Annotated in this window: 17 protein-coding genes; 11 read left to right on the forward strand and 6 right to left on the reverse strand. The window is 42.4% G+C overall.

Features of this window, described 5'->3' with window-relative positions:
• Positions 1 to 14 precede the first annotated feature (14 nt).
• From ACRHOZ_RS16290 to clpX, 7 genes are all read left to right on the forward strand, one after another.
• Complete coding sequence (locus tag ACRHOZ_RS16290) at positions 15 to 731, forward strand: pyridoxine 5'-phosphate synthase (RefSeq protein ID WP_431127704.1); 717 nt, start codon at positions 15 to 17, stop codon at positions 729 to 731.
• Complete coding sequence (locus tag ACRHOZ_RS16295; protein WP_431127707.1) at positions 731 to 1501, forward strand: alpha/beta fold hydrolase; 771 nt, start codon at positions 731 to 733, stop codon at positions 1499 to 1501. The genes ACRHOZ_RS16290 and ACRHOZ_RS16295 overlap by 1 nt, the downstream gene beginning before the upstream one ends.
• 131 nt (positions 1502 to 1632) lie before the next feature.
• Positions 1633 to 3213, forward strand: coding sequence for a G-D-S-L family lipolytic protein (locus ACRHOZ_RS16300; RefSeq protein WP_431127710.1), 1581 nt, complete (start codon positions 1633 to 1635; stop codon positions 3211 to 3213).
• A gap of 76 nt (positions 3214 to 3289) precedes the next feature.
• Positions 3290 to 3634 carry a phage holin family protein gene (locus ACRHOZ_RS16305; RefSeq protein WP_420398698.1) on the forward strand — a complete coding sequence of 115 codons (345 nt, stop codon included), beginning with the start codon at positions 3290 to 3292 and terminating at the stop codon, positions 3632 to 3634.
• Positions 3635 to 3733: 99 nt separating this feature from the next.
• Positions 3734 to 5056 carry a trigger factor gene (tig, locus tag ACRHOZ_RS16310; RefSeq protein ID WP_431127714.1) on the forward strand — a complete coding sequence of 441 codons (1323 nt, stop codon included), beginning with the start codon at positions 3734 to 3736 and terminating at the stop codon, positions 5054 to 5056.
• A 90-nt stretch (positions 5057 to 5146) separates the two neighbouring features.
• A complete protein-coding gene (clpP, locus tag ACRHOZ_RS16315; protein ID WP_431127717.1) occupies positions 5147 to 5827 on the forward strand; it encodes an ATP-dependent Clp endopeptidase proteolytic subunit ClpP in 681 nt (226 codons plus the stop codon).
• Between the two features lie 92 nt (positions 5828 to 5919).
• Positions 5920 to 7155, forward strand: a complete 1236-nt coding sequence (gene clpX, locus ACRHOZ_RS16320) for an ATP-dependent Clp protease ATP-binding subunit ClpX (RefSeq protein WP_431127720.1) — start codon at positions 5920 to 5922, stop codon at positions 7153 to 7155.
• Here clpX and ACRHOZ_RS16325 read toward each other — a convergent pair.
• Together ACRHOZ_RS16325 and ACRHOZ_RS16330 are read right to left on the reverse strand one after the other, a co-directional pair.
• Positions 7152 to 7691, reverse strand: a complete 540-nt coding sequence (locus ACRHOZ_RS16325; protein ID WP_431127723.1) for a hypothetical protein — start codon at positions 7689 to 7691, stop codon at positions 7152 to 7154. The genes clpX and ACRHOZ_RS16325 overlap by 4 nt on opposite strands.
• Before the next feature lie 165 nt (positions 7692 to 7856).
• Positions 7857 to 9377 (reverse strand): GH3 auxin-responsive promoter family protein, encoded by a 1521-nt coding sequence (locus ACRHOZ_RS16330; protein WP_431127726.1) that lies wholly within the window; start codon positions 9375 to 9377, stop codon positions 7857 to 7859.
• Positions 9378 to 9475: 98 nt separating this feature from the next.
• Here ACRHOZ_RS16330 and ACRHOZ_RS16335 point away from each other — a divergent pair, with 98 nt between their 5' ends.
• On the forward strand, positions 9476 to 10270 hold the full coding sequence (locus tag ACRHOZ_RS16335) for a DUF2797 domain-containing protein (protein WP_431127729.1): 795 nt from the start codon (positions 9476 to 9478) through the stop codon (positions 10268 to 10270).
• A 24-nt stretch (positions 10271 to 10294) separates the two neighbouring features.
• Positions 10295 to 11119 (forward strand): endonuclease/exonuclease/phosphatase family protein, encoded by an 825-nt coding sequence (locus ACRHOZ_RS16340; RefSeq protein ID WP_431127732.1) that lies wholly within the window; start codon positions 10295 to 10297, stop codon positions 11117 to 11119.
• Here the strand turns inward: ACRHOZ_RS16340 and ACRHOZ_RS16345 are convergent.
• The 3 genes from ACRHOZ_RS16345 to sppA are packed head-to-tail and all read right to left on the reverse strand — an operon-like array spanning position 11116 to position 16301.
• The gene (locus ACRHOZ_RS16345) at positions 11116 to 13791 is read right to left on the reverse strand and encodes an AsmA-like C-terminal region-containing protein (protein WP_431127735.1); all 2676 of its coding nucleotides are present in this window, start codon (positions 13789 to 13791) and stop codon (positions 11116 to 11118) included. The genes ACRHOZ_RS16340 and ACRHOZ_RS16345 overlap by 4 nt on opposite strands.
• A gap of 39 nt (positions 13792 to 13830) precedes the next feature.
• A complete protein-coding gene (locus ACRHOZ_RS16350; RefSeq protein ID WP_431127738.1) occupies positions 13831 to 14538 on the reverse strand; it encodes a queuosine precursor transporter in 708 nt (235 codons plus the stop codon).
• A gap of 2 nt (positions 14539 to 14540) precedes the next feature.
• Positions 14541 to 16301: a signal peptide peptidase SppA gene (gene sppA, locus ACRHOZ_RS16355; protein WP_431127741.1), complete on the reverse strand. Its 1761-nt coding sequence runs from the start codon at positions 16299 to 16301 to the stop codon at positions 14541 to 14543.
• 68 nt (positions 16302 to 16369) lie between these two features.
• Here sppA and folK point away from each other — a divergent pair, with 68 nt between their 5' ends.
• Positions 16370 to 17515, forward strand: a complete 1146-nt coding sequence (folK, locus tag ACRHOZ_RS16360; protein ID WP_431127744.1) for a 2-amino-4-hydroxy-6-hydroxymethyldihydropteridine diphosphokinase — start codon at positions 16370 to 16372, stop codon at positions 17513 to 17515.
• Between the two features lie 104 nt (positions 17516 to 17619).
• Here folK and ACRHOZ_RS16365 read toward each other — a convergent pair whose 3' ends face one another.
• Positions 17620 to 18171, reverse strand: a complete 552-nt coding sequence (locus ACRHOZ_RS16365) for an RNA methyltransferase (RefSeq protein ID WP_431127747.1) — start codon at positions 18169 to 18171, stop codon at positions 17620 to 17622.
• Positions 18172 to 18314: 143 nt separating this feature from the next.
• Between ACRHOZ_RS16365 and mutS the strand changes: the two genes are divergently transcribed.
• On the forward strand, positions 18315 to 20897 hold the full coding sequence (gene mutS, locus ACRHOZ_RS16370) for a DNA mismatch repair protein MutS (protein WP_431127867.1): 2583 nt from the start codon (positions 18315 to 18317) through the stop codon (positions 20895 to 20897).
• The last annotated feature ends 169 nt before the right edge of the window (positions 20898 to 21066 follow it).

Here is a 21066-nt window from a genome sequence, read left to right on the forward strand (position 1 = left end):
AACCAAGGAAGTTCATGACAAAACTCAGTGTCAATATCAATAAGCTGGCAACCTTAAGAAATTCAAGAGGTGGCAATGTCCCAAACCTTATCCAATCCGCAAAGGACATAGAATCTTTTGGCGCGCAGGGCATCACAGTTCATCCTAGGCCCGATGAGCGGCATATCCGCTATCAAGATGCGCGTGACCTTAAAGATGTAGTAACCACTGAATTCAACATCGAAGGAAATCCAATTCCCAAATTTGTGGATTTGGTGTTGGAGGTAAAGCCCACCCAGGTAACCCTTGTGCCCGATGCTGAAGATGCCATCACTTCCAATGCTGGATGGGACACAGTAAAACACAAGGACTTTCTCGTGGATGTCATCAAGACTTTTAAAAATCATGGAATCCGCACCTCCATTTTTGTTGACCCAGATGACAAGATGGTGCAAGGTGCAGCCCAAACAGGTACAGATAGAATAGAATTATACACCGAAAGTTTTGCGCATACCTTTTCACAAGGTAAAAAGGAAGAGAGCATAGCTGCATTTGCTAAAGCTGCGCATGTGGCCAACGACTTGGGGCTTGGAATAAATGCAGGCCACGATTTAAGTTTGGACAACATCCAATTCTTCAAGGAACATATTCCCAACCTTTTGGAGGTGTCCATTGGTCATGCACTGATTTGTGAATCCATTTACCTTGGACTTGAAAACGTGGTCAACATGTATTTACACCGATTGAAATAATGGAAATACTTCATTCAAAAATTATTGGAGAAGGTAAACCACTGGTCATACTACATGGCTTTTTGGGTATGTCAGACAATTGGAAAACCTTGGGAAACCAGTATGCCCAGAATGGATTTCAAGTGCATTTGGTTGATCAACGGAACCATGGCCGAAGTTTTCATTCAGAGGAATTTGATTATGAGGTAATGAGTCAGGATGTTCTTCGCTACTTGGATCTGCATCAAATTAAAAAAACCAGTATTATAGGTCACTCCATGGGAGGTAAAACTGCCATGCAAATAGCTACAGAGCAACCGCAACAGGTTGAAAAATTGCTGGCAGCCGATATTTCCCCAAAATACTACCCCCCGCACCACCAACCCATAATAAACGCCTTGGTGCAGTTGGACTTTGATCACATTAGCTCACGTAAAGAGGCGGATGAATCATTGGCGCAACACTTGAATGAAGTAGGGATTCGTCAATTTTTGCTAAAAAATCTGTACTGGGTGGAACCGGGCAAACTAGGCCTTCGATTCAATCTGGACATCCTCAAGGATAAAATGGACGAGATAGGGGAAAACATATCTTCCACCGCCACTTTTGATGGCCCTACCCTTTTTCTTAGGGGTGATCGTTCGGAATATATACTTCCCAATGACTTTCCAGGCATACACAGACATTTTCCCAATGCCGATATACAAACTGTTGAAAAAGCGGGACATTGGCTCCATGCCGAAAATCCAAGGCAGTTTTTTGAAAAGTCGCTCCATTTTTTAAATTCATAAAATTTGATGCATTTTATTATGCATGCATAATTTTTTTGCCCATTTTATTGTCTGGATAACAATTTTGATCTAGATTTGGTACCATTGGATTAACCCCTTGTTAACATAAACTAACTCAAACAGATAATAAGATGAAAAAGTTTTATGCCCTAATGCTCCCCCTTCTAGGGTTGATGGTTGCATGTGAAGATGATGAGGCACCAGTTGCCATGGATCCAGACCCAACACCGGTTGAATATACGTCCGGTTCGGCAGACTTTAGTAACTATGTGGCCGTGGGGAATTCCCTAACCGCTGGTTTTTCGGATAATGCACTCTTTGAATCAGGACAGGCAGCCTCTTTCCCCAATATGTTGGCCACGCAATTTGCCCTGGCTGGTGGAGGAAGCTTCAATATTCCTTTTATGGCAGATGATTTAGGCGGAGCTACCTTAGGTGGAAATCCTATACTTGGCAACCGATTGATTCTTCTGTTCACTCCGGATGGTCCTGCACCTACCCCTAAGAGTGGAACCGGTACCACCGAGATTTCCACTAAACTTTCAGGCTCATTCAACAATATGGGAGTGCCCGGTTCCAAGAGTTATGAACTGTTGGCTCCAGGATATGGAAGTGTAACAGGAGTTGCCCTAGGAACTGCGAATCCTTATTTCGCACGTTTTTCCTCGGCAGAGGATGCCACGGTCATTGGGGATGCTGCAGCGCAAAATCCCAGCTTTTTCACTCTGTGGACAGGCGCCAATGATATCCTATTGTATGCCACCAATGGTGGGTCGGGAACAGACCAAACAGGAAATTTTAATCCCGCAACTTACGAAAGAAATGATATTACAGATCCAAATGTTTTTGCAGGATCACTTGATGCAATTTTGCAAGCGATGACCGCAGGAAATGCTGATGGGGTAATTGCCAATATTCCAGATGTAAAGGACATTCCGTTTTTTACCACGGTTCCTTTTGCACCACTTGATCCGACCAATCCGGATTTTGGCCCACAAATACCGGTGCTAAACGCCCAGTTTGCAGGATTGAACTTGGTTTTCCAAGCCTTGGGAGTACCAGAAAGACAATTCGTTTTTTCTGAATCCGCTGCTAGTGCTGTTATTATCAAAGATGAGGATTTGACTGATTTATCGGCTCAAATAACTGGGGCTTTGGTCATGAACGGGGTAGATGCCGGAACGGCCGGAGTTACCGGTCTACTGTACGGTCAGGCTCGTCAGGCCAATGCGGATGACCTATTGGTATTGACCTCAAGTTCTGAGATTGCCACTTTGAACGAGGAAGCATTTGCCATGTTGACAGGTTTGGGAGTTGATCCAGCAACTGCGGGGCAGCTTTCCGTTAACGGAATAACCTATCCTTTGGAAGACCAATGGGTGTTAACCCCTGAAGAACAGACCGCTATTGAGACAGCCCAAACTGCGTATAACGCCACCATTGCTGCTTTGGCCACCCAATACGATCTTGGATTAGTTGACATGAATGCCAAGCTAGACGAGTTAAGGGAAACCGGGTTTCCACAGACCGATGGTAGCGTGGTTACCAATGTTTTTGCCACAGGTGGTGGTTTCTCCCTGGATGGGGTACATCCGGCTCCTCGAGGTTACGCCATTGTTGCCAACGCCTTTTTGGAAGTAATAAACGCGAAATTTGGCTCAAACCTTCCCCCTGTAGAGCCTCTAAATTTTACAGGACTCTATATTGACTAATTGAACAACACTTAATTTCATTATATTAAGGGCACCGTTTACACGGTGCTTTTTTTATGTTCAAAATCCAAACCTCATGAAACTGATTATTAGACTCCTTTTGAATGCCTTGGCGGTAATCATTCTAAGTTATGTTCTTCCCGGAGTGGACGTAGACACCTATCAAACTGCCATTATTGTGGCTCTTGTGATCAGTGTTCTCAACATATTGGTCAAACCCATTTTGATCATTCTCACCCTACCCATTACTATTTTAACATTAGGGCTCTTCCTATTGATCATCAATGCCATCATCATATTAACTGCGGCACATTTTATCTCAGGTTTTCAAGTTTCCGGTGTTTTATGGGCCATTATTTTTAGCCTTTTGCTCTCATTTTTGCAATCTATTTTGCATTCGTTACTGAAAGAAGACAAATAGAAAAGATTTCGTTTGAAATTCAACGCTTTAAAAAGTTGCCCCACTGATTAAAATGCCTTACTTTTGCCACCCATTTTTGAATAGCAAACAAGGTAGGAGATGAATATCACAAAAGAGCAGATTGATGAGCTAAATGCGGTGGTGAAAGTTGCCATTAGCAAGGATGATTATCAAGAAAAGGTTGATCAAATTCTTAAGGATTATAGAAAACAGGCCAATATTCCTGGTTTTCGCAAGGGACAGGTTCCCATGGGCCTTATCAAAAAACAATATGGTAAAGCCGTTTTGGTGGATGAAGTAAACAAATTACTTCAGGACAACCTCAACAAATATCTTACGGAAGAAAAATTGGACGTATTGGGGAATCCCCTTCCCAAGCAACAAGATAATTTTGACTGGGACAATGAAAACCTTGATTTTGAATTTGAATTAGGTCTTGCCCCAAGTTTCGAGGTTAAAGTAAAAACCAAAAAAGCCATTACCCAATACAAGATTGTTGCCGACAAGAAAATGATCGATGAGCAAGTGGATCGAATTCAAAAGCAGTATGGTAAACTGGTTTCCAAAACGGAAATTGGCAAAAAGGATGAAATCACCGGTACGTTTGTAAACGAAGCCGAGGAAATTGAGCACAAGACCACCATTGAGCTTGATAAAATAAAAAGCAAAAAGGCTATTGACGCCCTAGTTGGACAGAAGGTTGGTGAAAGTGTTGCGCTTAAGACCAAAGGATTGTTCAAGGAAGACTACCTGCTTTCAAGTGCCTTGGGAATTGACCGTCAAAAAGCCGAAAAACTGAACATCGAGGTTACTTTCACTATTGATGAAATCAATGAGCGTGAGCCTGCGGTACTTGATCAAGAGTTGTTTGACAAACTGTTTGGTAAGGATAATGTAAAATCTGAAAAGGAACTTCGTGAGCGAATCAAAGAAGATTCTGAAAAGCAGTTTGAGCAGCAGTCCGACCAAAAATTATTGAACGATGTTACTGAAAAACTGATTGAGGATACCAAATTTGAACTTCCTTCGGAATTCCTTAAAAAATGGATTCAGGTAAGTGGCGAAAATCCATTGACGGATGATGAGGCCAGTGAAGAATTTGAAAAGTCTGAAAAAGGCCTTCGCTATCAGTTAATCGAAGGAAAGATCATTAAGGAAAATGATCTTCAAGTACAGTTTGATGAGTTGAAGGAATTTGCCAAAGGATTCATCAAATCCCAAATGGCACAATACGGTCATTTGGATCCCCAAGAAGAGGAATTGGAAAATGTGGCCAATAGGGTTATGAGCAATCAGGATGAAGTAAAAAGGCTATCTGAGCAGTTGATGAGCCAGAAACTTCTGGATCTCTTCAAGGAAAAGGCTAACCTTAAGGTCAAGGAAGTGACCTATGAGGACTTTGTAAAGGAAGCCTATAGCTAGGATTCGGCTAAAAGAAAATTAAGTATCTTTACGGTGCCGGAAAGCTATTTTTTCGGCACCTTTTTTTTAAGCAAAATCGAAAGAAATCCTATGGATTACGGAAAAGAATTCAAAAAATATGCCACCCAGCATCACGGGATAAACAGCATGTACTATGATAAGATCATGAGCAGCATGTATCCAGTGAACATGACCCCAAATATTATCGAGGAAAGACAATTGAATGCCATTGCAATGGACGTTTTCTCTCGTTTGATGATGGATCGTATCATCTTTTTGGGTACGGGAATCAATGATCAGGTGGCCAATATTGTCCAAGCACAGTTGCTCTTTTTGGAGAGTGCCGATGCCTCCAAGGACATTCAAATTTATATCAACTCGCCCGGCGGTAGCGTTTATGCGGGACTGGGTATCTACGATACCATGCAGTTCATCAAACCGGATGTGGCCACTATCTGTACAGGAATTGCCGCTTCCATGGCCGCTGTACTGCTTTGTGCCGGGCACGAAGGCAAGCGTAGCGGATTGACCCACTCACGTGTTATGATCCACCAACCTATGGGTGGAGCCCAGGGACAGGCCAGCGATATTGAAATTACTGCACGGGAAATACTAAAGCTAAAAGAAGAGCTATATCATGTTATTGCCAAACACTCCGGTCAAAAATTTGAGAAAGTAAGCGAAGACAGTGACCGGGATTACTGGATGAAGGCAGATGAGGCCAAAAAATATGGTATGATAGATGAAATTTTAGTAAGGGATAAGTCCTAAAACCGAACAAAACGGTTAAAAACAGGCGTTTGGCACAAACCAAATCGAGTTTTTTTCCGTTATTGTGGTTGAACTTTATGAGTTAGTCTTATATGGCAAAGGAAAATTTGGAATGTTCATTTTGTGGGAGAAAGAAGCCGGAGACCAATCTTTTGATTGCCGGACTGGATGCACATATATGTGATAGATGTATTGAACAGGCCCATAGTATTGTAGCGGAAGAGTCCAAACAGTCCAAAAATCAAGACCTTTCTTCAGAATTGGTTTTGAAGAAACCTATGGAAATCCGTGATTTTTTGGACACTTTTGTGATTGGGCAGGAACGCACCAAAAAAGTAATGTCCGTTGCCGTTTACAACCACTATAAAAGATTGCTTCAGCCCAAAAACAAGGAGGACGAAGTAGAAATCCAAAAGAGCAACATTGTAATGGTGGGGCAGACCGGTACCGGTAAAACATTGATTGCCAAAACCATAGCCCGAATGCTAAATGTTCCTTTGGCCATTGTTGATGCAACGGTGCTTACAGAGGCAGGATATGTTGGGGAAGATGTGGAAAGCATTCTAACCCGCTTGCTTCAAGCGGCTGACTATAATCTGGAGAAAGCGGAGCGAGGGATAGTCTTTATTGATGAAATTGACAAAATTGCCCGTAAAAGCGACAATCCATCCATTACCCGTGATGTATCAGGGGAAGGTGTACAACAAGGACTGTTGAAATTATTGGAAGGTACTGTGGTCAACGTTCCCCCGAAAGGAGGGCGTAAGCATCCGGACCAAAAGTTCATTGAAGTAAATACTGAAAATATCCTATTTGTGGCCGGTGGAGCCTTTGACGGCATTGAAAGAATCATTACCAAACGCTTGAATATGCAGGCTGTTGGGTATAGTGCTTCCAAGGCTGAAGATCGCTTGGATAATGAAAACATATTGCAATACATCATTCCAAAGGACTTAAAGGAATTTGGTTTGATTCCGGAAATCATTGGTAGACTTCCTGTATTGACCCACATGAATCCATTGGATTCCAAAACGTTAAGAGCAATTCTTACCGAACCCAAGAATGCTATCATCAAACAATATGAGAAGCTTTTTTCCATGGATGGAATCACATTCAGCATCACGGAACAAGCACTTTCTTATATAGTGGAAAAGGCGGTGGAATACAAATTGGGTGCTCGTGGACTTCGTTCCTTATGCGAGGCCGTGTTTACCGATGCCATGTTTGAAATGCCCAGTACCGAAGAAAAGGAATTTAAGGTCACCAAGGCTTATGCCGAGGAAAAATTGTCCCACGAGACGATCAAAAAGTTAAAGGCCGTTTCTTAGATTGCTTTTTTGGTCACTTTTTCCAAAAGGTCCAAACAAACTTCAGAAATAATTTTTTCGTCAGAATAGAGCTGATGCCCAAAACTTGGGACTACGTTCAAATCGACCTCTACTTGCTTGGCCCATTTCATGCCAGGTTTGAATTTGTCACATTCCCCAAAAATAAGGTTCATGGGCACATTGGGGCTTTGCTCTTCGTATCGAACACGGGTTGGTGAGATGGCCGTCAAAGATTTCATGGGAAGTCCTTTAAGGGCCGCTTTCCATGCAATGGTCCCTCCTGTGCTAAACGCTAAGTAATGACTGGGCTCTGATTCCTTTTTCAACAAATGCGCAACAGCGGTATCAATACCGCCCTCAACAAAGGCCTTGTGGATGTTCTCCTCTGTAGAAACCGGAACGTCTATATCAGCCAACTGCTGACAGTCATAAAATTTAATATTGTAGTATTGCTGCAGGTACCCAAAGTACGAAGTTATCCAGAGTCCTTTTTTTACCCCCCACATATCGGAGATAACAACTAGTTTTTCAGCCATGCCAGTTATAATTTAGTTTAGTTTTAAGATGAGGGAACCTTGTTTGTTCATCCAAACTTCAAGCTTAAACGCCAAAAAACCGCATTTATTTGTCCAAAAGGAAAGATTGTTCGACGAATGGGGAAGTTTTACGAAAACGTTTTCGTAAATCCATTATTCACTAAATTACTCACTCTTTAGGTTCATTTCCAATAATTCGTCCACATAACAACGCTCATTGGATAATCTGGGAATCTTATGTTGCCCTCCAAGTTTGTTCTTGGATTTCAGCCAATCATGGAAGAGATTTTGGCGAGCCATATGCACCTTGGGCATTTTAAGGGTGATATTATTATACCGCTTCGCTTCGTAATCCGAATTCAACGATTTTAGTGCATTATCCAAAAATTCGGTGAAGTAGTCCACATCCTTTGGCGGCTTTCGAAACTCAATGATCCATTCATGGGCTCCTTTCTCCTGCCCATTCATAAAAATGGGTGCAGCGGTATAATCCATGATTTCCGAATCGGTCTTTTGACAGATCTGCTTCAGGGCCTCCTCTGCATTTTCTATGATCAACTCTTCTCCAAAGGCATTGATATGGTGTTTGGTTCTGCCAGTTATGCGAATTCGATAAGGGTCTATGGAAGTAAAACGTACCGTATCCCCAATTTTGTAGCGCCACAATCCAGCATTGGTGGTGATAACCATGGCATAGTTCACTCCTATTTTCACATCCCAAAGCGGTACTGCTTTATCTTCTTTGCCATAGGTGTCCATGGGAATAAACTCGTAAAAAATGCCATAATCCAACATCAACAGTAAATCATCTGCATTATTTCTATCCTGAATCCCAAAAAATCCCTCCGAGGCATTATAGGTCTCGTAAAAATTAAAACTCTTTCTAGGCAACAACTTTTTATACTGATCCCGGTAAGGAGCAAAGCTCACCCCGCCATGGAAGTACACCTCAAGATTTTCCCAAATTTCAAATAGGTGCCTTTTCCCAGTTTTTTGCAGGACATTGTTTAACAATACCAACATCCACGAGGGCACACCTGCCAAACTGGTTACATTTTCCTGGATACTCTCTTCAATAATGGCCTCCAATTTGGACTCCCATTCACTCATCAAAGAAACCCTATTACTGGGCGTACTGCTATATTCGGCCCAAAGCGGCATGTTATCAATTAAAATGGCAGAAAGATCCCCAAAAAAGGTACCGTTATCCTCATAGAGTTCCTTACTCCCCCCTAGCCTCAGACTTTTTCCCGTAAACAGCTGCGAATTCTCGTTGTTGTTCAAATAAAGGCATAAAAGATCCTTACTGGATTTGTAGTGACAGTCCTCCAACGCCTCTGTGCTCACAGGAATAAATTTGCTCTTGGCATTGGTGGTACCACTACTTTTGGCAAACCATTTAATGGTTGTGGGCCAAAACAGATTCTGTTCCCCCCTCCTTGAGCGCTCGATCATCTCAGCCACACCTTCATAATTTCGTATGGGTACCCTTTCTGCAAATTCCTCATACTGGTTGATGTTCCCAAACCCATACTTTTTACCCATTTGGGTATCCTTGGAAAAGTCAACTAAATGGAACAAAACCTCCTTTTGCACATCCAAAGGGTATTTTAAAAAAAGTTCTATTTGGTGATAGCGCTTTTTAAGCAACCAAGATGCTATGGAATTGAATAAAGGTATTGGCATTTTTGGGTATCTTTAACCGAGTTTGGGGTTTGGTCCTATAGCTAAAATAGCGCATATACCCCTTATTTTCAAATACGCTTAAAAACAGCCATTTTACCATGCTTTATCAAGGAGTGCTCAGAAAAATGAGAACCGAAAATGGGAATCCCATCCAGTATTTTCTGGTTTTTGAGAACGATTTTATCAATATCAACCAGCTTTTGGATAAGGAAATCCAAATCGACTTTATTAAATACCAGTGTCTTAACTGCGGAAGGGAACTTCCTATATATCGACAAGGATTTTGCAGATCCTGTTTTTTTGAAAGCCCGGCAGCTGGGGATTGGATCATGAAACCCGAACTGAGTACCGCCCATTTGGACAAGGAAGATCGGGATTTGGAGTACGAAAAAAAGGCCCAATTGCAGCCCCATATTGTGTACTTGGCCAATTCAAGCAATGTAAAAGTAGGTGTTACCCGAAAAAATCAGGTGCCGACTCGATGGATAGACCAGGGTGCCCATGAGGCCATAGAAATTGTGGAAGTCCCAAACCGCTATTTGGCAGGAATTACGGAAGTGGCCTTAAAAGCCCATGTCAGTGATAAGACCAGTTGGCAAAAAATGCTCAAAAATGATATTGAGGATGTGAATTTGGTAGAATGGCGGGATAAACTTAAAACCCACGTTCCAGAGGAAGTCGTGGACTACTTTATTGATTCCAACGCTGAGACGCACTTGGAATTTCCCGTATTGCAATACCCAGAAAAGGTAAAAAGCCTGAATTTGGATAAAACACCAAGTTATTCTGGCATTTTAAAAGGAGTAAAAGGACAATACCTCATATTTGAAGACCAAACCGTTTTTAATGTCCGGGCCAATGAGGGTTACTTTGTCGGTATTGGAATCAACTAAATGTGCTAATTAACTAATTGTTTAATGAAACAAATTACGCTTGTTTGTCTTTGTTTGGTAATTGCTGTGAGCATAAACGCCCAACAATCCATCATGACCTTTAATATTAGGTACAACAATCCCAAAGACGGTGAAAATTGGTGGGAAAAAAGAAAAGAGGATGTTGGTGCCTTGGTCAACTTTTACAAGCCAGAAATAATGGGCATTCAGGAGGGTTTACATGAGCAGGTGACTTTTTTGGATGGCTTTCTTACCCAATACGACTACGTTGGGGTTGGCAGGGACGACGGCAAGGAAAAGGGGGAATATGCAGCTATCTTTTACAACAAATCGTCTCTGGAGCTTCTGGACACCAAAACCTATTGGCTCTCTGAAACCCCAGAAAAGGTTTCCGTGGGTTGGGATGCCTCCATGGAACGAATTGTTACCTATGCAAAATTCAAGGATAAAGACAACCAAAAGATATTGCATGTTTTCAATTGCCATTATGATCATATAGGCCCTTTGGCCCGAGAAAATTCCTCCAAAGTGGTCCTTGATCTGATCAAAAAAATGGGAGTTGGCAACGAACGGGTTGCCGTGATCGGCGATTTGAATAGCCTTCCCGATAGCAAACCTATCCAGATATTGAAACAAGAATTCAAAGATGCTTTTGAGGCAAGTGAAACAACACCTTATGGCCCTATTGGCACTTCCAACAGCTTTAAAACCATGGACAATCTTAAGAATAGAATAGATTATATCCTGGTCAAGAACTTGACGGTGAAAAGTTATATTGCCATTGATGACAAAAGAAAAAATGGCTTTTTTGTTTCAGACCACTTACCAGTTATGGTTACGGTGGACTAATTGTTCACAGTATCCTTTTTCTTCTTGCCCAAAATACCGCCCAAAATCGATTTTGCGGCGTTCTCCACTGGGTCTGCCTTAGTTTCTGTGGAATCGGTGGTTTTCTCTTTGTCCCCTAGTAAATCCCCCAAAGTTTCCGTAACCCCTTTGGATTCCGTAGTCGTGGAGTCTTTTTCATCGGATTTGAACACATCGGCAATCAAGTCTTTGGCCTTGTCCTTGCCCTGATTGACCAGCTTTTGCTTCTGGATTTCCACCAATTGATTGGTCAATTTGGTAACTCCTGAACTTAAGTCCGTACTGACCGATGGGCTGGTATAATTACCCCCAATGCTTGCCACCACTGGAATGGTCAAGTTTTCCAAGTCCGAATCGTCAATTTTAGCGATCAAATTGTTCACCTCAGACCCCAAATACTTGGCGGGCACATCCAAGGTGGCGTTGTAGTTCAACTGTTGGTCAAAGGTATGGCTACCGTCCACATTCACCGCTATGTCCTTGTATTTTAGACTAAAGGGCTTCACCTTAACGGAGCCATTGTCAAAGCTCAAAGCGGTTTTTAAATCGCTCAAATCCAAATCCTCGGTATTCAAAAAGCTGAGTTGCCCGTTTAAGGATGAAAGTAAAGGTGCCTTTTGGGTATCCACTTTGGTGGACAACAACTCGGCCAGTACATTCCCGGAAATGGTCGCCAAATTAGGTGTAAAATCTTCTTTCAGATTTCCTGAAATCTTCACGTCAGAATTCAATTTACCTTGCAGCGCATTGGCCAAAGGTGCCAATACCTTAAACAGTTCCAGGGAAGCAAAGGAATCACCAATATTGAAATTGTCCATCCCCAAATCCATATCAAAAGTGGAAACTTCCTCCTTAGTTGACACAGAACCATTAAGACCTAGCGTACCCCCGAACAAATCGGATTGCAAGCCTTGAACAGTTGCTGTTTCATCCTTGATAATAAATTTTCCTTTGACATTCTTCAAATTCAAATTATCGTACAAGACAGTATTAGCTGATGCATCAATCGTACAATCCAAAAAGGATGGAATCTTGATTCGCTCCTCAACAGTTCCCGTACTTTCTCCTGCTTCCTCCCCAGATTCCTCCACCATAAAATCGGTTAGGGCAAATGTATTGGAGGCTAGGGTGAAGTTCCCTTCCACATTCTCCTTATTGAACATAAAGCCCAATAAATTGTTGAGGGTTCCCTGTGCATTAAAATCCGTATTCCCCGTTTTCCCCTTAAAATTGCTTAATGTCACCTTCTCTGGTGTAAAGTTGACGGACGCAGAACTGATTTCCACTGGATTTTTAAGCTCATCCGACGCATATTCAAAACCTTCCAAGGCCAAATCCCCCTGGGTTTGGGTGTTGGCGTACTGCTTATTATCCAAGGAAGCCATATCAAATGCCGTGGTCACATCCGTAGTTAAAATGCCCTTAAGTCCGTAATCCTCGGACACAGGATATGCCTGGGAAATATTAGCCAGATTGATTTTACCATCCATTTGGGCATTCACCTTGGTATTGCCCATCAAATCCCTAATCTTGGCATTTAGGTCAAATTTATCCTGATCAATGGTAAAAGATAGTTTGTTGATGTCCACATAGGTGTCTTCCGTAATTCCTGTTTTGTTATGGATCTCCGTATCAATATGGACGTTGCGTACCGATTTGGGTAAATCTGGATATTTGAAAGATGCATTTTCTGAATTAACGCTGATATGAAATGTTGGGATGTGTTCCTCATCCACAATTCCCTTAAACTGACCTGCTACCTCAAAATTCCCGGTGGTATTAACATCTTCAATGTTTTTTGAATACACCTCTGGAATCACCGCCAAGAAGTTCTTGAAATCTGATGACGGGGTCTTAAAACTAATATCCACCTCCTGATTTTCTTCATTCACCTGTACAAAGCCATCAAACACAAGAGATAATTGGTTCACCATAGCCTTGTTTTCCAAAAAGGAATACTTGTTTTCCTTTAGGTCGATGCCAATCAAGGCGTCCAGATAAATCTTATTGTTGTTCAGGTATTTGGTACTGTCCATTTCAAATGACACCAAGGCATCGGTCAAGGTCTTCAATTGGGATTGCTCCAAGGAAAGGTCTCCGGTTCCTGAATGATTCATTTCGGAAATGGCCAAGCGCATTCCGCTAGCTTTATCATGATATACAATTTCAGAATTGGTTATGGCATAGGAATCCATAGAAAGGGTAAAGCTGTCTGAAGTTGCTTCGGAGCTTCCCGCTTCTTCCCCTTCTTCCTTACCAATATCATAATTGGCATTTTCATTTTCATCCACAACAATGTGAAGCTGGGCTGCCTCTATATCCAAACTTTTGATGCCAATAGGTTCCTCAGCAGATTTAAAAAGCTCCGAAATTCCCATTTTAAGGACTATACTCTCAGATGCAAACAAGGTATCCCCTTCAAATGGGGCCTTATTGATCAAGGAAATATTGCGAAGTTCCACATGGGCGTTGGGAAAACTCTTGAGCAAGCTTAGGTTGGCCTCCTCAAAATCCAAGGTGGCGTTGATGTTTTGGTTTACCTTGTTTTTAATGATTTCGGCAACCTTCCCCTCCAGAAGCAAGGGCAAGGAAATGACCAAGGCAATAAGTACAAGCAGGCCAATGCCCACAATTTTTAGCAGCTTTCGTTTCATAATTTGGGATTTAATTACCACAAAATAAGGAAGAACTGCTCAATCCAGACTAATCTCTTCCCCTATTTTTAAGTTAAATCTTTTTCTAAAGAGATATACGAAAAGATAGAGCAAAGGGGTGTCCAACAGGGCAATAAAAATTTTAAAGAGGAATCCACTGATGACCAAACCGTAGAAAAGTTCCCATGGAATCTCTCCAAAAATACAGAGCAGAAGTACCACCGTAAAGGTGTCTATAAACTGGGATGAAAAGGTAGAAAAGTTGTTTCGCAGCCAAAGGTACTTGCCCTTGGTCATCCTTTTCCAAAAGTGGTACAGTTGGATATCTATAAATTGGGCCAACAGGTATGCCATCATGGAGGCAAAAACAGCCACAATAGTGTTCCCAAATACGGATTTGAACATTTCGTTGTTCACAGGTGACCAATCCGTGGCAGGAGCAATATTGGCCACAGTGACAATCAATAGGGAGAAAAATGAAGCGAAAATCCCAGCTATAACCACTTGGTTGGCCTTTTTCTTGCCGAAAATTTCTGAAATCAAATCTGTAATCAAAAAAGTAATGGGATAAGGTAAAATCCCCACAGAAATTTCAAATAAGGGAGCTCCAAAAACTTCAATTTTCCCAAAGGGATTCCAATAAAAGAACTTTTGAAAAATAAGATTGGAAACCACCAAGGAGGTGATAAACAAGGCCCCAAGATAGAGGTAGATGGAAAAGGCAGCTTTCTTGTCCCCTTGGGTCATTCTTATTTGATATTAAGGCTAAATGGCATTCTGGCCTGAATTCCTTTTTGTTCGGTAATATTTTTAAACTCCTTTAGTATACGGTAGGCCTCTCCCCCAATTTCCTCTTGGATTAGAACCTCTCCCATTTTGGACTTTGCTCCAGCCATATCATCCATAAATCGCTGGAAATCGGATTTATACTTGGGGTACTTCCGAATACCAAAGTCCCCCAAATCGGCCATTTCTGCAGCGGCTTCTATGGCATCGTCCAAACTTCCCAATTCATCCACCAATCCGTTTTCCACGGCATCCACGCCACTCCAAACCCGACCTTGGGCCAAGGCATCCACAGCTTCCAAACTCATATTTCTACCTGCTGCCACACGAGCCAAAAAAGTTTCGTAAGTATCTTCTATTCCCTCTTGGACCACATCCCTGAACTCTTTGCTCATGGGCTCGAACAAAGAATAGTCCACCGAGTTTTTGTTGGTACCCACCTGCTCCGCATTTATTCCAATATTCCCAGCCAGTTCGTGCGCATTGGGTATAGTACCAAAAACGCCAATGGAACCTGTAATGGTTGTGGGTTCCGCAAAAATTTTATCCGCAGCAACACCAATATAATAGCCTCCAGAGGCCGCCACGTTTCCAAAGGAAACGACCACAGGTTTTTCTTTCTTGGCCAATTCCACTTGGCGCCAAATGATATCAGATACCAAGGCACTACCCCCAGGAGAGTTCACGCGCAATACAATAGCCTTTATATCCTCGTTTTCCACCGCTTTCTGCAAGGCTCGGGTAATCAAACCTTGACCGATGAATTCCTTACCGCCTTCTCCGTAATAGATTTCCCCTTCTGCATAGATGACTGCGATCTTATCCCTTCCACTTCTTAACCTTTTGGATCCTGATACTTGCAAATAATCTTCAAACTTTACATAATTAAGGGATTCCGTTGGTTCCAGACCCATCTGAGCTTTCAGCAAGGTTTCGTATTCATCAAAATAGATTTCTCCATCAATCAACCCAGATTGTACCGCAAATTCTGGGGTTCTTCCACCCAAGGTATCCGCAATGATATTCAGACGGTCAGTGCCCATGTCACGGGATGCTCCAATATCTTCCAACATTTGCCCCCAGATAGAACCGATCAATTCCCCAATCTGTTCCCTGTTTTCCTCGCTCATGGTATTGGACAAATAAGGTTCCACGGCACTTTTGTACTTGCCATGGCGAATTACTTCCATCTTAACCCCAGCTTTCTCTTGTAAATCCTTGAAATAGAGCACTTCGGTAGCCAAACCTTTAAAATCCATGGCCCCCACTGGATTTAGGTAGAGTTCATCCGCCACACTGGCCAAGTAATAATCTTTTTGGGTAAAGAAATCGGAATGGGCATAAATGAATTTGCCAGTCGACTTAAAATCAGATAGCGCTTTTCGTATTTCTTGGGCTTGGGCCAGACCAGCCTGCAAGAAACTGGTGGTCAAACTTATTCCTTTGATGTTATCGTCGGTAGCGGCCACATTAATTCCGTGAATAATATCGTCCAATCCAACCTCATTACTCCAAAGCCCCGCAAAAGGGTCAGTATCATCCCGACCCACATAATCACGGATGGGTTCGGTAAAACTCAGTTCTAAAATCGAGTTTTGTTTCACCACAACGCCCTGATCGGCGCTTCCAATCAAGGTTATGAATATAAAGAACATGGCCATCAGGATTCCAAACGCCATCAAACACCCCAAAATAGCGGCCAATAGATTTCTCAAAAACTTCATGCAACAAATTTTATTCAAGGCCAAAGATAAACCATTGTGGATTGTTTTGTTATTTTGCCCTTCTGATTATGGCACTAAGACAGCAGGCATATTTATCCTTAGGAAGCAATTTGGGCGAACGCGCACTAAACTTGCAAAAGGCCGTGCTGGAAATTGCCAAAAAAGTAGGTGATGTTACTGCTGTTTCTTCCGTTTATGAAAATGCTGCCGTAGGATTTGAAGGAGGTGATTTTCTCAATGCGTGTATTGGTGTTCAAACTGAGCTTTCCCCCTCCCAATTACTCCAACAACTCTTGCAGTTGGAAAAGGATTTTGGACGGGAGAGAAAAAGTCAAACAGGATACCAATCCCGTACGTTGGATATCGACATTCTATTGTATGGTACAGAAATAGTTGAAGATGCTACCTTAAACATCCCGCATCCAAGCATGCAGGATCGTAATTTTGTGTTGAAACCTCTCGCTGACATTGCTCCCCAGTTGTACCATCCTGTTTTAAACAAGGATATTCGTAATCTGTTGCAGGAATGTAAGGACCGTAATCAACTTGAAAAAACCAAGCATAAACTCTATAAGTGCCGTTTGGATTTGTTTTCGCAATTGCAATTTATCGCCATTGAGGGGAATATTGGAGCAGGCAAGACCACACTATGTAAAATGATTGCGGAAGAATTCAATGCCAAGCTGGTTTTGGAACGTTTTGCGGACAACCCTTTTTTACCAAAGTTTTATAAGGACCAAGCCCGATATGCATTTCCTTTGGAAATGTCTTTTCTGGCGGACCGTTACCAGCAGTTTACGGATGACACCTCCCAATTTGATCTCTTCAAAAGTTTTATGGTCAGTGATTATGATATTTTCAAATCGCTGATTTTTGCCAAGATTACCTTGCAAGCCGAGGAGTTTAAGCTATACCGTAAGGTTTTTAACTTCATGTACCGCGAGGTGAAAAAACCGGATATTTATCTATATCTCTACCAAAATACGGAGCGATTATTGTCCAATATTAAAAAAAGAGGGAGGGATTATGAGCAAAGTATACCACCGGATTATCTCGCTAAAATAAACCAAGGGTATCTGGATTTTATAAAGGGCCACCCAGACCAGAACAGTATGATTTTGGATATGAGTGATTTGGATTTTGTAAACGATTCTTCGGATTACCAGCGGGTTTTGCAAGCCCTTGAGAACCAGATTTTAAGCCTCAATTTTTAGGAGAATTTTTGTAAAATGTTTGGATATAACGAATGGTTTTATTTTATTAGACCTCTCTAACCGAGAAACTAACTAACTCAAACTATATGTTTAGCCCTGATTTTTCAGGGCTTTTTTGTTTTTTGGGTGTTGATTTTGTTCCACACATCCCACACTACAACCCCGGCGCTTACCGAAATGTTCAAGGAATGCTTGGTACCAAACTGCGGAATCTCCAAAACAGCATCGCAGGCCGAAACCACCTCTTGGGAAACTCCTTTGACTTCGTGTCCAAAAATCAAGGCTAAAGGCACATCTAACTGGGGTTCAAATTCATTCAACATGATAGCAGCTTCCGCTTGCTCTACAGCTAGGGTCTTAACCCCAGATGCCTTGAGTTCCTCAACCAATTCCAAGGTTTCCTTTCGGTATTCCCACTCCACGCTTTCGGTAGCTCCCAGAGCCGTCTTTCGGATGTCTTTATGGGGCGGGGTCGCCGTAATTCCACACAAATAGATTTTTTGCACCAAAAAGGCATCTGCAGTCCTAAAGACGGAACCAATATTGTTCAGACTTCGGATGTTGTCCAGAATAAGAATGATCGGGGATTTTTGGGCTGACTTAAATCCCTCGAGGTCCAATCTATCCAATTCCCTGTTTTCCAGTTTCCGACTCATATTTTTCAACTATTGTGGCAAAAATATCAACAATTATTTTGGGGAATGCCTGAAAAAGCTACATTCGTTTCAACCTCTTCATTTTTAACCAAAATAACAGCGCTTTGGCAGCTTCTTCAAAATCAAAAAAGGTAACTCCTTTAATGCAGCAGTACAATACCATCAAGACCAAACATCCTGATGCGTTGTTGCTTTTTAGGGTAGGTGACTTTTATGAGACCTTCGGGGAGGACGCCATCAAGGCCTCCAAAATTTTGGGCATTATCCTTACCCATAGAAACAACGGGGGTGATAAAACCGAACTGGCCGGGTTCCCGCATCATTCCCTAAATACCTATTTACCCAAACTGGTAAAGGCTGGACAGCGTGTTGCCATTTGTGATCAGTTGGAGGATCCCAAAATGACGAAGAGCATTGTCAAGCGGGGGGTCACCGAATTGGTTACGCCCGGGGTAGCCCTAAATGACGATATTCTATCCGCCAAAAACAATAATTTTCTTTGTGCCGTTCATTTTGGAAGGCAAAAACTTGGGGTGTCTTTCTTGGATATTTCAACGGGCGAATTTCTGACTTCCGAGGGTTCCGTGGAGCAGGTGGACAAACTCCTGCAAAACTTTTCCCCAAACGAGGTATTGGTCTCAAAAAACCACAAAAAGGAGTTTTTGGAGGTATTTGGTAACCAATTGCACAGTTTTTTTCTGGAAGATTGGATTTTTCAAGACGACTATGCCCTAGAGAGTCTCAACTCCCATTTTAAGACCAAAACCCTTCAAGGTTTTGGCATAGATCATTTGGCCCATGGAATTGTGGCATCGGGGGCAGTGCTCCATTATTTGTCCGAAACCCAGCACAAGCAACTTCAGCACATCAACAGAATCCAGCGCATTGCGGAAGAGGAATACGTTTGGATGGATCGCTTTACCATTCGAAATCTGGAACTTTATCATTCCACCAACCTCAATGCGGTAACGCTGTTGGACATCATTGACAAAACCCTTTCACCCATGGGTGGTAGGTTATTGAAAAGATGGCTTGCCCTTCCCCTTAAAAATCAGGATAAAATCCAAAGAAGACATCAGGTGGTGGCCCATCTAAAAGCCGAGGAGCCCCAACTGGAAAAGCTACAGCATTGGATCAAGCAAATGGGAGATTTGGAACGCTTGATTTCCAAATTGGCCACTGGGAAAATCAACCCAAAAGAGGTGATCCAGTTAAAGAATTCTTTGGAAGCCTTGGTTCCCATCAAGCAATTGGCCCAAGAAAGTTCCAACCCCTCATTGAAACAAATTGGGGAGGACATGGATGCTTGCGAAGTACTTCGGACCAAAATAAAAGAAGTGGTGCACGAGGAGGCCCCGGTAAATCTTGCGAAGGGAAACACCATCGCTGAAGGCTATTCCATAGAGTTGGATGAACTGCGCAATCTTGCATTTTCCAGTAAGGATTATCTGGATAAAATGCTGGAACGGGAAACGGAACAAACGGGCATTACTTCCCTTAAAATTGCCTCCAACAACGTCTTCGGATATTATATTGAAGTTAGAAACACCCATAAGGACAAGGTTCCAGAAAGTTGGATCCGTAAACAGACCTTGGTCAATGCAGAGCGCTACATTACCGAAGAACTCAAGGAATATGAGGCCAAAATCCTTGGGGCGGAAGAACGCATCTACCATTTGGAGCAACAATTGTTTGATCAGTTGTTGGTCTGGATGCAGGAATACATCGCACCCGTACAGCAAAATGCGTACTTGGTGGCCCAGCTAGACTGCCTTTGCGGTTTTGCTCAATTGGCCTGTGAAAACGATTATGTGGAGCCAACGATTTCCGATTCCACCACTTTGGAAATTAAAGACGGTAGGCACCCGGTTATTGAAAAGCAATTGCCCTTAGGTGAAAGTTATGTGACCAATGACGTGCTATTGAATCGGGAAGAGCAACAAATTATCATGATCACAGGGCCCAATATGAGTGGTAAATCGGCTATTTTGAGACAGACCGCGCTGATTGTACTCCTGGCTCAAATGGGCAGCTTTGTTCCCGCTTCTGAAGCCCATATTGGTTTGGTGGACAAGATTTTTACACGAGTGGGAGCCAGTGACAATATTTCCATGGGCGAGTCCACTTTTATGGTGGAGATGAACGAAACAGCCTCTATCCTGAACAATTTATCGGAAAGAAGTTTGGTGCTCCTGGATGAGATTGGGCGTGGTACCAGCACCTATGATGGTATCTCCATTGCTTGGGCCATTTCGGAGTATTTGCACGAACATCCCGCCAAGGCCAAGACGCTCTTTGCCACGCATTACCACGAGCTTAATGAAATGACCACCACCTTTGAGCGTATCAAGAATTTCAACGTTTCGGTAAAGGAGTTAAAAGACAATGTGCTTTTTCTAAGAAAACTGGTTCCCGGGGGTAGTGAGCACAGCTTTGGAATCCATGTGGCCAAAATGGCGGGCATGCCGCAGCAGGTCATCCTAAAAGCCAATAAAATCCTGAAAAAACTGGAAAAATCCCATTCCAGTGAGGAAATCACTGATAAGCTCCAGGCTACACAAAATGAAATGCAATTGAGTTTCTTCAATCTGGATGATCCCCTTTTGGAGGAAATCAAGGAAGAAATTCTGCATTTGGACATTGATACCCTGACCCCTGTGGAGGCCTTAATGAAGTTAAATGAAATTAAACGGCTGTTAAGTAAAAAGAAAAAGGCAAGTTCGTAAACCGTTTTCCTTTAGTTGCAATGGATTTCAGTTGAGTACAATTTTCAAGTTCTTGAACTTATTAGTTCATTTCTTTGCTTGTCCAAAGAAACGAACCAAAGAAAGGACATTTTCTCCGCAGGAATTTTTGCAATCGCAAAACCGATATTGAAACTTTGCCATCCCGCAA

Origin of the sequence: Flagellimonas flava (genome assembly GCF_050617915.1) — a bacterium.
In the GTDB taxonomy this organism is placed as follows: Bacteria; Bacteroidota; Bacteroidia; order Flavobacteriales; family Flavobacteriaceae; genus Flagellimonas; species Flagellimonas flava_A.